General features: G+C 47.3%; 15 protein-coding genes. 2 read left to right on the forward strand and 13 right to left on the reverse strand.

Annotation, left to right across the window (positions count from 1 at the left end):
* The first annotated feature begins 163 nt into the window (after window positions 1–163).
* Entirely contained in the window at window positions 164–1,507 is a 1,344-nt protein-coding gene (locus RWS31_RS08995; protein WP_314597673.1) for a hemolysin family protein, read from the forward strand.
* A gap of 61 nt (window positions 1,508–1,568) precedes the next feature.
* Here RWS31_RS08995 and RWS31_RS09000 read toward each other — a convergent pair whose 3' ends face one another.
* The 13 genes from RWS31_RS09000 to mnmA form a co-directional block, all read right to left on the reverse strand.
* A complete protein-coding gene (locus tag RWS31_RS09000; RefSeq protein ID WP_037369990.1) occupies window positions 1,569–1,832 on the reverse strand; it encodes a late competence development ComFB family protein in 264 nt (87 codons plus the stop codon).
* 143 nt (window positions 1,833–1,975) lie between these two features.
* The gene (locus RWS31_RS09005; protein WP_314597675.1) at window positions 1,976–2,713 is read right to left on the reverse strand and encodes an ABC transporter permease; all 738 of its coding nucleotides are present in this window, start codon (window positions 2,711–2,713) and stop codon (window positions 1,976–1,978) included.
* Complete coding sequence (locus tag RWS31_RS09010; RefSeq protein ID WP_314597677.1) at window positions 2,710–3,459, reverse strand: ABC transporter ATP-binding protein; 750 nt, start codon at window positions 3,457–3,459, stop codon at window positions 2,710–2,712. The genes RWS31_RS09005 and RWS31_RS09010 overlap by 4 nt, the downstream gene beginning before the upstream one ends.
* Window positions 3,456–4,385 (reverse strand): MetQ/NlpA family ABC transporter substrate-binding protein, encoded by a 930-nt coding sequence (locus RWS31_RS09015; RefSeq protein WP_314597679.1) that lies wholly within the window; start codon window positions 4,383–4,385, stop codon window positions 3,456–3,458. The genes RWS31_RS09010 and RWS31_RS09015 overlap by 4 nt, the downstream gene beginning before the upstream one ends.
* 32 nt (window positions 4,386–4,417) lie before the next feature.
* Window positions 4,418–5,212, reverse strand: coding sequence for a hypothetical protein (locus tag RWS31_RS09020; protein WP_314597681.1), 795 nt, complete (start codon window positions 5,210–5,212; stop codon window positions 4,418–4,420).
* A gap of 32 nt (window positions 5,213–5,244) precedes the next feature.
* Window positions 5,245–5,643: a DUF3783 domain-containing protein gene (locus RWS31_RS09025; protein WP_313972094.1), complete on the reverse strand. Its 399-nt coding sequence runs from the start codon at window positions 5,641–5,643 to the stop codon at window positions 5,245–5,247.
* 13 nt (window positions 5,644–5,656) lie between these two features.
* Window positions 5,657–6,382 (reverse strand): NYN domain-containing protein, encoded by a 726-nt coding sequence (locus tag RWS31_RS09030; RefSeq protein ID WP_314597712.1) that lies wholly within the window; start codon window positions 6,380–6,382, stop codon window positions 5,657–5,659.
* 167 nt (window positions 6,383–6,549) lie between these two features.
* Window positions 6,550–7,884 (reverse strand): AMP-binding protein, encoded by a 1,335-nt coding sequence (locus RWS31_RS09035; RefSeq protein ID WP_314597683.1) that lies wholly within the window; start codon window positions 7,882–7,884, stop codon window positions 6,550–6,552.
* Entirely contained in the window at window positions 7,881–9,023 is a 1,143-nt protein-coding gene (locus RWS31_RS09040; RefSeq protein ID WP_314597685.1) for a thiolase family protein, read from the reverse strand. Before RWS31_RS09040 ends, RWS31_RS09035 begins: the two co-directional genes overlap by 4 nt.
* A gap of 1 nt (window position 9,024) precedes the next feature.
* Window positions 9,025–9,573, reverse strand: a complete 549-nt coding sequence (locus RWS31_RS09045; RefSeq protein ID WP_314597687.1) for a biotin transporter BioY — start codon at window positions 9,571–9,573, stop codon at window positions 9,025–9,027.
* 53 nt (window positions 9,574–9,626) lie between these two features.
* Window positions 9,627–10,208 (reverse strand): hypothetical protein, encoded by a 582-nt coding sequence (locus tag RWS31_RS09050; RefSeq protein WP_314597690.1) that lies wholly within the window; start codon window positions 10,206–10,208, stop codon window positions 9,627–9,629.
* A 129-nt stretch (window positions 10,209–10,337) separates the two neighbouring features.
* Window positions 10,338–11,456 (reverse strand): hypothetical protein, encoded by a 1,119-nt coding sequence (locus RWS31_RS09055; RefSeq protein ID WP_314597693.1) that lies wholly within the window; start codon window positions 11,454–11,456, stop codon window positions 10,338–10,340.
* A gap of 98 nt (window positions 11,457–11,554) precedes the next feature.
* Window positions 11,555–12,613 carry a tRNA 2-thiouridine(34) synthase MnmA gene (gene mnmA, locus RWS31_RS09060; RefSeq protein WP_314597694.1) on the reverse strand — a complete coding sequence of 353 codons (1,059 nt, stop codon included), beginning with the start codon at window positions 12,611–12,613 and terminating at the stop codon, window positions 11,555–11,557.
* A 78-nt stretch (window positions 12,614–12,691) separates the two neighbouring features.
* Here mnmA and RWS31_RS09065 point away from each other — a divergent pair, with 78 nt between their 5' ends.
* On the forward strand, window positions 12,692–13,951 hold the full coding sequence (locus RWS31_RS09065) for a nucleotidyltransferase (RefSeq protein WP_314597696.1): 1,260 nt from the start codon (window positions 12,692–12,694) through the stop codon (window positions 13,949–13,951).
* Window positions 13,952–14,022: the final 71 nt, after the last annotated feature.

Here is a 14,022-nt window from a genome sequence, read left to right on the forward strand (position 1 = left end):
AATAATAATATAAGATCCACTTTACTTATTTCGGTGTTTATTCGATTATTCCTGCTCGAGAGATTGTCAAGCCTTAATCTTTGCGGAAGCATGGATAAGATTTGCCGCAATATGGTATAATAGGCATGTCACTTTTATATTCAACAAAGGATGGTGTCCCCTCTTGGATAGTCCAGATTTGCCGTTGCTTATCCTTCTGAGCGTTTTCCTCGTATCGGCAAGCAGTTTCTTTGCCTTGGCGGAAACCGCCATCACAGAAAGCCACAAGAGTCGTCTGGAAAAGCTCGCCGATGACGGCGATAAAAATGCAGTTGCTGCTTTGACGATTGTAGAAACGCCTGAGAATGTCCTCTCCGTCGTACAAATCGGCATCACGCTCACAAGCATACTGCTCGGCATTGTCATCGGCAGTGCGATTGCCCCCCTCTTGGAGGAAATTCTCCATTTCCTTCCCTACGCGCATACAATCGCATTCGTCTTGAGCACGATTGCCATATCCTATTTCACGCTTCTCATGGGAGAATTTCTTCCCAAGAAAATCGCTTGGCAAAATCCAGAAAAGTATTTGCGACGTTTTCACCGCTGGCTGCATGTCCTTGAGTACATCACGCGCCCTGCAGTATCGTTCCTTTCCAATTCAGCAAATTTCCTGCTTCTCTTAGTTGGCATCAATCCTCATGTAACCGACACAGTTACGGAGGATGAAGTCAAAGATTTGATCGAACAAGGTACCGAAGAGGGAACATTTGAAAAAGCAGAGCAGACAATGGTTGACAATATCTTCCATATGAGTGATCAAACGGCCTACGCCTTGATGACGCCGCGCACGCAGATGTTCTGGATCGATCTCGAAGATTCCATAGAGCACAATTTGCGGCTTATCAAAGAAAATACCGAAACCATCATTCCGGTGGGACGTGATAGTCTTGACGATTTCTGCGGCATACTCCATGCCAAGGATCTTCTTGATGCCTGTCTGGAAAAGCGGCCGATTGAATTATCCTCTTTCATCCGCCAACCGCTCTTCGTTCCGCGTTCCATGGAAACGTTCCGCGTGCTGGAAAAATTCCGTGAAACGGGTGTGCATGCGGCCGTCGTACTGGATGAATACGGCGGCGTTATCGGTTTTCTTACCTTGACGGACATCATGAACGAAATCATCGGAACATCCTTCGACGCCGACGAAATCGACGCACCGCAGATGATTCCACGCGGCAAGGATGCTTGGTATATGGATGGACTGTTCTCGATCGATGACTTCAAAGAAAAATTTGATATTGACGTGCCTCTGCCCGATGAGGATAAGGCGCATTTCCAAACGATGGGAGGTTTCCTGACTTCTTACTTTGGCTACATTCCCAAAGAAACAGAAGTTTGTCAGTGGAATGATTTTACGTTTGAAATTGTCGACATGGATCGCGCGCGTATTGACAAAATTCTAGTCACGCATCGAAGACGACCCAAAACAAATGAAACAGAAGAAAACACTGTGACAAGAGCACACTGAATAAAAAAGCGATGCCGTTTCAAACGACATCGCTTTCTTTGTGCCATAAATTCATACGCATTCAGTGACGCGGCATCTTGTGTACAATCTGTATCGCCTTGGCAATCTCCTGAATGATAAATGCCTTGTCCACCGGATCCATCGTCGCGATTCTTGCAAACAAATCTCCTTTATGCGTAGATACGTACTTGGGTGGAAGATGATTGAGGGCAAGCGCCATGATGTCTTCCTTGCATTTTTCGCAGGAGCAGCAATCGGGATACATGCGCAAAACAGCATCGATATTCTGCTGAACGAATTCTTCCATGGTATTTCTGATCGGCATATCTCACCCATCCTCAAGATGCTAAATTTTCATAAGTAAATTCTTTCTAATCAAATTATACAACAAGCATCGCATCTTGTCACTCTTTATGGATAATTTTTCAAATTTCAGGACTGTCGCCCTCTGCAATAAGACTGAAAGACTTATTTATATTGCCATCGGCAAACTCTCATCTCGATAAAATCAAGCATGGAGAAGAGCAGCAGTCCGAGCAGACTGAGCACAACGATTCCTGCATACATCTCCAAATAATTGACACGAAGCCATGCGTCCATGATGAAATATCCCAAACCATATTGCGAACCGAATGTCTCCGTAAAAAACAATACGGAAATCGCCGTCGCCATGGCAACGCGCACAGCTGTAATGAATTTGGGCAAAGACGCTGGCCAAAGAACATGGCGAAAAATGGAAAAAAGCGACGCCCCCAAGGAAAGAAGGGGCATGTACGTCTCTTGCGGAATCACACGCACAGCATCGCGCACGGCGATGATGACTTGGAATACGATGATAAGAAAGAGCATCAAGACTTTGGACATCTCCCCCACGCCGGCAAGCAGCATGAGAATCGGCAGCAGGGCGATTTTCGGAACAGGATACATCAGATAGACAAAAGGAGAAAAAATACGGTCAGCCTTCGCTGCATATCCCATAAAAATCCCTATAGGGTAGCCAATTCCTACAGCAAGGACAAGTCCCAGTGCAATTCTGCCCAAACTGTAAATTGCATGAATGGCAATTGAGGATAAAAAGATGCTCTGCAAACAGGAAACAACACTCCATGGATTTGGCACAATCGGCAATGCAAGAAAAGAAGATAGAATCCACCAGACAAAAAACAGTATGGCGGCAGCGCCAATGTAAACAACAGTACGCTTCATGCCCGACGCCACCTCTTCTTGATTTGCTCACGCAAATAACAGCTCATACGAAAAAATTCTACTTTATTTCGCTGATCGATACAGCCAAAAAGAGGATTATCCAACACCTCGGCAATGCGCCCGGGAGCGTCGGCAAGTATCACGATTCTCTGTCCAAGGTACAGCGCTTCCTCCACATAATGCGTAACGAGAACCGTGGTCACATGCTGCTCGTGCCACAGGGATAGGAAAACCTCTTGCATCTCCTCGCGCGTGATTGCGTCCAGTGCCGAAAACGGTTCATCCATCAAAAGCACATCGGGACGAAGCAAAAAGGCGCGTGCCAAGCCCACGCGCTGTTGCTGCCCACCAGACAGTTCTTTGGGATACCGTTCACTGAATGCATCGATGCCCAGTCGCTGCATCATGGAAACGGTCTCGTTCTTCCGCACCCTTTCATGACGTATCCTCCCGCCAAGTTCAACATTTTCACGCACGGTTTTCCAAGGCAGGAGTCCGTAATTTTGAGGCATGAATCCGACGCGCTGCCGCTTCGGGTCAACGGGGACTCCATCGATCATCGCAGTCCCATCATAATCGTGCAAAAGACCAGCAATGATTTTTAGAAGCGTCGATTTCCCACACCCGGAAGGACCTATGACAGAGCAAATCTCCCCTTTTTCTACACGCATATTGATATCGTGCAACACTTGCATGCATTTTTCATCGACACTATAACCGTAGGACAGGTGCTGCAAATCGATCATGGCTGCAATAAATCGAGCACGAGATCAGCGTACCCGTAGGAATCCTTAATCAGTTCCTTGCCCTTGAGCCAGGCAATGCAGTCCGTAACGTCATTTTCCTTGGGCAGTGCTGCCGTGTGATAAACGGGCAAAACGAGAGCTTCTTTCGCCGCTGGTGGAAATCCGCTCTTTTCTACTACGAGGTCGATATACTCGGCACGATCCGTGCTGTTGAGATAAGCTACAGCCTTGTTGTAAGCACGGTACATCGCTTGGATTTCTGCCCGCTTTTCCTTCGTGCTTTTTTCCGTAAACAATATGACGCCAGGGTTGATGCCAAGTTCATCCGATCCAGTAATGAATCGGCATCCGTTGTGAACAGCAACACTCGCCATTGGTTCCGGCAAAGTGGCCGCTGCCAGTTTACTGCTTTGCAAAAGCTCCAAGCGCGTTGGAATCTGCGGAATAACGACCTTCGCTATATCATCACCAGACATCGAGTTGCTTTCAAGAATATGATCTGTCACATATTCGATGATCGTATTGCGAGAAACGGCGACCTCCTTACCGGCGAGTTCCTTGACAGAAAGCTTTTCCGTCCCAGGCGCTGCAACAAGTTTGTAACTGCCGTCCGTCATGGAAGTAACCTTGACATCGAAGCCGCCATCCTTGGCAAACGCAACGGCGAGCAGATCGGAAACAGCTCCATCAAGATTGCCGCTCTGCAAAGCAGAATCCCTGTCCATAGCACTCTTGAACGAGTGCAGTTCCACATTCAGTCCCTCTTCTGCAAAATATCCTTTTTCCTGTGCAATGATGAATGGAACGGAATCCGTATCAGGCATGAGACCGATTTTCAACGTACCAAGCTCTTGTTTGCTTCCGCCGCCACAGCCAGCCGTAAGGAACAGAAGCGGCAAGAAGAGAAAGGCAATGATTTTCTTCACGTTCATCCTCCTTTTGTATCTTGAAAAGCACGTCATCGAAGAATCTGACGCAGCATATCAGCGCCCTCGTTCACATAATGAAAGATCTGACTGATCGTCCCTTGATTTTTCTCATATGTATCTTGTGCAACCGTTTTCAAGCGATCTGCCTGATCTTTCATTTCATTGACATTGTCAAGCTGTTTGTCCACTTCATCAAGAACAGCTTGAGCATCCTTGATGGATTGTTGTACCGAAGCGATATCCAGATTTGTCTGCTGAATTTCAGCGGCATTCTTCTCGTTCGCTTCCTTGCGCTCCTTTTCCTTTCCCGTGACCTTGTCCACCCAGCCGCCGACAACCGTTCCCTTGTCCTTTTCCTGCTCAATGCGTTCCGTGCGCCCGGCAGCGCGCTGCGCTTTTCGTTCAAGTTCCAGCTCTTTTTCTTCCAGCGCTCTTTTCTGCTCCGCTATGCTCGCCCTTTGCTTCTTTAGAGAGTCTTCGCGTGCAGCAAGTTCCCGCTGACGCATTTCAACCTGCTGCGCCTCCTTGCGGCCATCCTCAAGAGCTTGTTCATGATTGCGAAACATATCGGACAAAAGAACCCCACCAAAAAGAGCCACCGCAAAACAAGCGGCAAAAATCAGCCCCTTGCGGAATCTGCTTTGCCGCCTATTTCCAGACTCTGCAGCATCCACCCTCTGATTCTCCATTTTTGATGTGAGTGGCGGAAGCTCCCGCACCGTCCCCTGCCTCGAAAAAATAGAAGAAGCATCTTGGGACAAAGGCGGCAGTTCCTGCGTGTCGTCTAGCTTCCTGCCATCTGACGTATTTTTTTTCTTGCGCACAAGAACGCTCGTCCGATCGAGATCGTCGTACCTCATTCCGAATTCTTATCCCTTTCCATCATGTAAGCATGTTCTTTATGCATGGTTCGGCACAGTCGTGCGAGCGTCCAATGCAGATTGAACGGCGTCGTCACCGCCTTGAACTTTATATGTGCAATGCCCGCATCTTTCAAAGCTTGAAGAACCTGATCGAGTCGCTTTCCCTTGATGTTATGAAAAACTGCCGCCTCATAAGGAAAATCAAAGGCTTCTTCCTCCGAAGTCCCCGGCTTGAAGCCCTTCAAGGCAAATAAGAAGCCGATGCGTTGATGCCATGCTCCTGGTTCTAGAACGCTCGCCTGGATTCTCAACTTGCGCAAAACCTCTTGAATAGCCAACGCAGCCTCATCGGAAAATTGGTAGAGCAGAACACTCTCTTCTTGCTTCTTCACGCTCCACCTCTCCTCAGTCGTTCAAACCGCGCATCAAAAGATATGTCACAAGCTGTTCCATATCAACATCTTCATGACGTTTTTTCTTCTGCAGCTTGTCAAAAAGAGATTTGGGCAAGCGCACTTGCAAAATATTCTTGCCTGCAAGAGAAAGCTGCTTGTCAGACTCCTTTGCTGCATCTTCCTGATTTTTCTTCGCTTGCTTCTTCTGCTGTTTTTTATCAGCCTTGCCTCCCGTTTTCTGCTTGTCCTTTTCTTCCAGCGCGTCTTGCTCTTGCGCCTTCGCTTTCTTCTTCTTGACAGGCGGATAGCAATAAAATTCATCATAAGCATCACGAAGAGACTGACTCGCCTGCTCTGTTCCCACGCCGATGATGTGACACGGCGTGTCGCTTTCGCGCAGCATCTGAGCAATCGCTACGAAATCGGAATCCGTCGTCACGATAAGAAAGCGGCGCACGCCCTCATCACGCAGGATTTTCGCCATGTCGAACAATGCGTAATCCAGTGAATTCTTGCCATCGACCTTTCGATCAATCTGGCGGAAAGTAAGCCCCTTGCGAGACATCAAGCGATTCCAACGCTTCTGCTCGGGGTGCTTTTCCCAATCGGAGACAACGATCATACGGCAAGGAAAAAATTTCCGTGCCTTCCCCAAAGTAAAATCCAGCATCTCAAAAGGCGCATTCTCAATATCGTAAAGAACAGCCACCGTCTCTGTACTTGAATCAAATGTCATCAAAAATAAAACCTCGCAATTTCATAATGATTAACTCCATTAAAGAAGCACGGAATCTATACATCCTTCCTTAATGGTACAAATATACTCTTTCTTAATTCTATCCATTTTATCATACTTGTGAATGGATTTCCATGAAATATTGCGTTGATCGTCTCCATTCCTGGCTATTTTCTGATTTCCTTCAACAATAGGTCTTTTGCCAGTTTACCACGATCGTTGAGTGGAATTTCTGCAAGAAAATATATCTTTTTCGGCATCTCAACAGGCAAAAGTGCGCTGCGCACCATACGACGAAGTTGCTTTTTTTCAATCCCATCAGAAGGCACAAGAAATGCGACAAGGTCTGCACCTCGCACCTCATCCTCCACCGAAAGAACAGCTGCCTCAAGAATGCCTGCAACAGCCTTAATCTTCAATTCCACACGCTCCAGACTGATTTTGAAACCACCTTTGTTCACCCACGCCTGTTCGCGTCCCTCGAAAATCAATTCGCCTTGCTCATTCATATATCCCTTGTCGTGCAAAGTAAATGGTAATGTGATGCCACTTACATGAAAGGGCGTATTTACATAAATCAATCCGTCCGCAATAGAGATGTCCACTCCTGGAAATGGTATTCCAACATTCCTCGGATCACGCGTACAGTCTCTGCAGTGCGCATAAGTGATGTAATTGAGTTCACTTGCTCCATAGTATAGGATGATGGAAGCATTTGGCAGTTTTCTCTGCAACAAGCGTAAGAGAGACGCAGAGATAATTTGAGACCCCGTAAACAAAGACCTCACACTCGAAATGGCAACCTTAATAGCTTCTACCAGAAGACGTAGTTTTGCAGGAACAAGATAAATGATGTCTGCTGTATGTTTCTCCATTAAAGCAATCCATAATTTCACGTTCGTGCATTCACTCGTACAAACGGAAGCACCTATGAATAGTGTAGCGAGAAAAGCATTGAGGTTACCAGTAAAACTCAGGCTGCCATGAAAGAAAAGACAAGACGTTTCTTTCAATCCAAAGATTTCATTTTGCACCGGGAAAAATCCCGCCCAACTTTCAAACGTACGATACATGACTTTTGGTGTGCCTGTCGTTCCTGAACTCAAGACCCCAAGGCAATCGGGATATTCATGTTGTCGAGCTTCATAAGGAAAACGTTTGTATGATAGACTTTCAGCATTTAAGATAAAAATTCCCTGCAAATCATTCGTTTTTGCAATATGTTCTATATCTGATTCGACGAGACCATGGTGCAGCAAGATCGGACGAGCATTAAATTTCTGCACAGCAAAGAAAAGCAGCGCCTGGTTGAGAAAAGATTCAGCAGAAACAAGTACATCGGCATTCTTTAGGTCATCTTTTATAACGCGCGAAAGGTGTTGTGTCATTCTCTCAATTTTTGTGAAAAAAGCACGATAACTGTATATTTCTTCACCAATGTAAAGAAATGGCTTCTCTGCATAAGAAATCGACCGCTCCTTGAGCAATAGATAATAATTCATTCACAAACCTCCAACAGGATTGCTTCTCCGACGCCTCCAGCACCGGCAATGGAGAGAAGACCATAACCTCCGCCATGTTTCTTTACTGCCTCAATCAGGTGTAGGAGAAGCACCGCTCCCGATGCACCGTAAGGATGTCCATAAGCAAGCGCACCACCAAATGTATTATACCGTTCAACAAGCTTTGGGTATCGCCGCGCAAAGAGAACGTCTATGACAGCAAATGCCTCATTGAATTCAATCGCTGCCATATCCTCATAGGAAAGTCGCATTCTCTCCAAAAGTTGATCGGCAGCCTGCATGGCACCACGCGGACTGTAAAGCGGATCGCCACCTGACATTTCCATCGCCAAAAGTCGAATTTCTGGTTTCTTTTCCATTTTTGTCAGATATTCTTCAGAACAAAGAAGCGCGAGTGCCGCACCGTCGTTCGTTCTGCATGATGTTCCAGCTGTCGTAAGCCCTCCCGTGCCAAAGAGAGGTGGCAATCGCTTGAGAAAGTCGAAACTCATCGTTTCTCGTATGCCATCATCTTTCGACAAGCCTGCAACAGGAAAGATAAGTTCTTCCAGACTGCCTTCACGACGTGCAGCAGCGGCCCGAGCATGACTTCTTACAGCCCATTCTTCAAGCTCTGTACGGCTCACTTTCTCTTCCTTTGCTGTCCGTTCCGCCCCTCGCAACATGGCATTTTCGGTAAGCTCTTTCGGTGAAAACTGTGCTGTCATATATTCGCCATGCGGAAATAATGCATGGCGCTCATCTGTCTCAGCATAACGCCGCACAGGCTGCAAGGAGCGACTTTCCATGCCGCCCGCAACATAAAGATGTCCTTGTCCACTGGCAAGTCGCGAAAAAGCAAAATCCAACGAAGCCGCCGCTGAAGCACATTGCATATCAATCGTCACAGCAGGCACGCGTTCATCTATGCCCGCCAACAGCGCCGTCAAGCGAGCCAGATTCCCCCCTGTTCCTACAGCATTACCGCAAAAAATGGCATCCACCTCGTTGATGCTATATTGTTTCAACAAGGCGCTCAAAAGTTCTGCTGTGAAACATTCCGGACGTAAACTACGGAAATGTCCCCCATGCTTTGCAAGCGGAGTTCGCAAACCGCCGAATATGTAAACATTTTTCATATCATTCGCTCTGACGGAAAATTTTGTTGAGTTTTACACCCAGAAATGCAGCCAAGGCAGCCTTCAAGACATCTCCTGGAATGAATGGAAAAACTGCCATAACGAGAGCCTGCCAAAAACTGACATCCATCAAAAGCATCATGGAAGTTAATCCCCCGATATATGTGATGGGAATACCAACAAAAACGGCCGCCGACGTGAAACGCTTAAACGAATTTCCCGTCCCCTTGAGCCAACTGACAATCGGGTAGGCAATAACAAAAGCGATGATGAATCCCCCCGTAGGGCCGAGAAGTTTTCCCAAACCTGACGTACCGCCGACAAAGACGGGCAGACCAATGCACCCAAGTAGAGTGTAGACGCAAAGCACCACAAACGTTTCTCGCGGTTTCAAGATAAAAGCTGTAAGATTCATCGCAAGCGTCAAAGCTGTGATCATCGCCGTAGTAAACGGCAACGGGATGGAAATATACGCGGCGACACAACAAAGCGCCACACAAAGTGCCATCTTTGTTATCTTTTGCACAGACATCGCATCTTCTTGTTTCATACTTTTCAAGCCTCACTTCTTTTTAATGTTCTCTGTAGTCGGAAATGCAACCTTCAACCATGTCCTGCATCGGAGCATTCACTCTTCCATAGACGATAAAAGAATTTTCGTTCTCCCTTCACCACCGCTAAACATCCATCCTTCTCTGGAAAGAAATGGAGTTCTTCCCCGCAGTAGAGTGGATGAAAAAAGCGTATTTCCACCTGCCGCGTCATAGGCCGCTCTGTTAAAAGTTTCTGTAAAATCAGCATCCCGGGTACAATGGCAGGCTCTTGACGATGTATGCTGTTTTCATCACCCGCCGCTGCAACAAAAGAAAGAACCTCTGCATAAGAAAAACATCGCCACGTTGTTCCAGTATTTTTCAGCATCCTCTCCTTTTTGGGTACTCTTTGCGATTTTTCAACGCCTTCTTTTCCAAGTATGAGACTCATGGAGATTTCTCCCATCAAAGGTTTCTTTGTTTCACAGCATGCCATTCTCAAAAAACGGTTTCCATGTTTTTGAAAGTGTACTCCATATTCCGCCTCTGGACGCGGCTCTTTTCTCCAAGAAATCTTGGCAATTCTTGCACCTTCATATTCGGCAAGATGCAGTTCTGCCATCATGCGTGCAAGATGCAAAACACTCTCCATCCATTCACCTCCAAAAGTTCAGTAAACTCATTATAGATAAAGCCTCCTCTTTCGTCAACCTTTCGTAAGAATCAGTTGACAAAGGAGCATGCAAAAAGCCGCCGATTACGGCGGCTCTCCCATGGATTCCTATTGCAGTTCCGTCATGCTTTCCGATGTTTCATTTCCTGTTGGTTTTTGCTGCGGTTGTGGAACGGCATTTGATTGTCCCGACATGTGGCGTGCTAGCGTAGCTGCTTCGTTTTCCAGTGTCTTCGCCTGTTTCAGTTTCGCCTGCGCCTCACGGATGGTCGCCGCCTTCTTGTCGTCCAGCCATGCTGCATACCCAAGGATGTAAGCAATGCGCATATCGCAGCTGCGCAAACGGAGATGGTGCAGCGTATCCGCCATGGGCGGCACCGTGAGGTCAGACAGCTCAGCTTTGCGCTGCGTCCAGTCTGCCGCGGCTTTCTCCAGCATGATGGTCTTCAATGCCTGACGCGTTTCATCATTGCCAAGAGAGCCTTTCTGCAAAGTACTGCTGAATTCCTGCTCGATCTCCTGCACTGATTTTCCGTGAGCGTCTATAATGGCCTGAGATTTAGCGAGATAGTCTGCCAGAATCGCATCGTGCGCCTTGGCAATCATCGCAACGAAATCATGAAGGTTCTGTATTTCCGTCACGCGCCAGACGCCATCCCCGCCCTGCACAAGCTTCACTTCAAAAATGAATTCCTCACCAATATCCGCCTGATAAACGCGTACGCCGGCGCGTGCCGTTCCCGTCTCCCGATCCGTTGCAACGTAATCAATGTTGCGGAACTGTATCGTCTTGAGTCCGATCCTCGTAAGCACCATATCAAGGCTCATCGGATCTTGCGTCTCCGACGCTGTCCCACTGTTTTTCCATTCGCCATTTTCAACGTAATACTGCACTTCCGTACGCAGCGTCAATGCCAAGGGCGCCTTGAACATCTGCACGAAACCATTCATAGCCGCCTTGGCGTCTCCGGACATCGGACGATCCGTATCAATCATAGCCTGAATCAATGTTTCCGTAGAGTTGCCCAGCAAAGCATCTAAATCAACGTATTTCTCGAATGTTTGCCAATCATGCTTTTCAAAAGACATTTTGATTTTTTCCAGCCCATACTCCGGCGTTTTCGTATAATAGAAAAAATACCACGCCCCGCAGCCGCATATTGCCAAAAGCAGCAAGAATATCGCAAGAAAGAAACGCATCTTCTGCGACTTGGAAAACATCGCCATAGACTCACCCTCCCAAGATTACAAAGCGATAAAACCTTTTCCTTATTATGCAACAAGAATAGCGTTTTCGCAAGAAAAACCCTCGAAATATGCCGCGTTCATGTCCGAGATTCAATCGTTGCCCCGCCTACAAGACGCTCTCCGGAATAAAAGACAACGGATTGCCCCGGCGTAACAGCTCGCTGTGGTTCAAGAAAGGATACCTTGACAGCCCTATCCTTCAAAGGCAAAACATTCGCCTGCACCTCACGACTGCCGTAACGAATCTTGGCATGTACCGAAATCTCGCGTGTCGGTTCTTCCATCAGCCAATTCACATCGCTTGCAAAAAGTGACGAAGCATAAAGCTCCTCATTTTTTCCGACAATCACGCGATTATTTGCCTCATCCAAAGCGATGACATAGAGAGGATGTACCGCCGCTATGCCGAGCCCCTTTCGTTGCCCAATCGTATAAAAGGGAAGACCTCGGTGCTGTCCCAGAATTTGTCCCTGCATATCGACAATATCTCCTGCGCGAAAACAATTTGGCCTGTGCTGCGACAAATACGCTTTGTAGTCATCTTCCGGTACAAAGCAAATCTCCTGACTCTCCGCCTTATTGGCTACCGGCAGGGAAAGTTTCCGGGCAAGGGCTCGCGTTTCTTCCTTTTTATAGCTTCCGAGAGGAAAGAGAATATGCGATAATATTTCCCGAGGCAAACGATAAAGGACATACGATTGATCTTTTTTTTCATCCCTACCTTTCTTCAAGGCAAAGGATCCATCCTCTTCTTTCTCTATACGGACATAATGTCCCGTGGCAAGAAAATCTGCGCCTTTTTCTCTCGCAAACGAAAGAAGCTCCCCAAATTTTAAGAAGCGATTGCAAATCACACAAGGATTCGGCGTGCGTGCCGTCAAATATTCCGTCAAAAAATAATCAACGACCTTATCGGAAAAAAGCGTACGAAAATCTGCTACCACATGCTCTATACCAAGAAAATCCGCCACGCGCCTTGCGTCTGTCGCCGCGCTGGAAACACCGTTCATCTCACGACTATCATCGGAAAGACGCATGGTTATGCCGAGTACCTCATACCCTTGCTCCTGCAAAAGAGCTGCACAAAGCGAACTGTCCACGCCTCCGCTCATCGCTACCGCTACTTTTTTTTTCATCCATTGCCTCCTGAAAATATCTACAGCATGCAATTCTATGGTACACTAAGAGAACCATCCATACAAGGAGTTGATTCCATGAATGTCGTCGGCATCATCGCCGAATATAATCCCTTTCATAACGGGCACATTTACCAGATTGAAACCATACGCGCGAAATATCCCAAAGCCCGCATCGTCGCATTGATGAGTGGCAGTTTCACACAGCGCGGCTTCCCGGCAATTCTCAATAAATGGCAACGTGCCAGCCACGCCGTTTTGAGCGGCATCGACCTCGTGCTCGAACTACCGGCGGCCTTTGCCGTGCGCAGCGCACAGAATTTCGCACACGGAGGTGTATCGCTGCTTTCGCGCTTGGGTGTTGTTGACGGTCTTGCCTTCGGCGCAGAAAGCCCTCTCGCCTTGCTTCAATGCGCAGCGGATTCAGCGAAGAGAAGCGATGTGCAGGAACTGCTCCATGCATACGTACAAAAAGGTCATTCCTATGCCGCCGCATTAAGTCATGCCATTGCCCGAAGCACCGGTATAAACGAAGCTTTCCTCAAGCAACCGAACAACATCCTTGCCTTGGAATACCTGCGCGCTTTGAATTGCTGCGTCACTTCGATCTACCCTTTTGCAGTGGCAAGAATCGGCGCCGCTTATCATGATGAAGAACTCCATGACACGTATGCCAGTGCAAGTTCCATTCGCCGAGAAATCCAAACCGTCGCACCGCAAAGAAACCTCCTGGCGAAAGTTCTTCCTGCAAACAGCATGGAGGCCTTATTCGAAGCGCATACGGAAGAAGCTATACCAGAAATCAATCTGCTTTTTCGTCCGCTTCTTGCTCAGCTCGAACATTATACTCCGGAAAATTTACAAGAAATCTATGGTATAAATGAAGGTTTTGAAAACAGACTGCTGCGCGCCGCTTCTCATTGTCGCACCATGAAAGAACTTCTCGATGAATGCCATAGTCGTCGTCATCCGCAAAGTCGAATCCAACGGCTCATATTCCATATCATGCTGCACCTTCGTCGACAGGATATTCATGAATTTGATAAGAATGGACCTCTCTATGCTCGTATACTCGCATTCAATCATGCAGGAAAAAGCTTGCTGCATGAAATCAAACAGAAAAGTTCGCTTCCTCTCATAAGCAAAACAAGTCATTTTTTGAAAGACGCCGCGTTGAAACATCCGCCAGAAAAGCGAACGGCTTTGGAAAACATGCTCGCACTTGACATTCATGCCACAGAAATGCGACGGCTTTGCCTTCCGCAAATCACAAAACGCGGCGAGGACTTCCAACGCTCTCCGCTCTTCATTTCAGATAAGAGAAAAACGCCTGCATGAGCAGGCGTTTTGAATTGAACCAGCAGCTTTCTATCCTCCCAGGTCGTCTCCAACCAAGTACTTTCGACGTA

It is taken from the genome of uncultured Selenomonas sp., assembly GCF_963528755.1.
In the GTDB taxonomy this organism is placed as follows: domain Bacteria; phylum Bacillota; class Negativicutes; order Selenomonadales; family Selenomonadaceae; genus Selenomonas.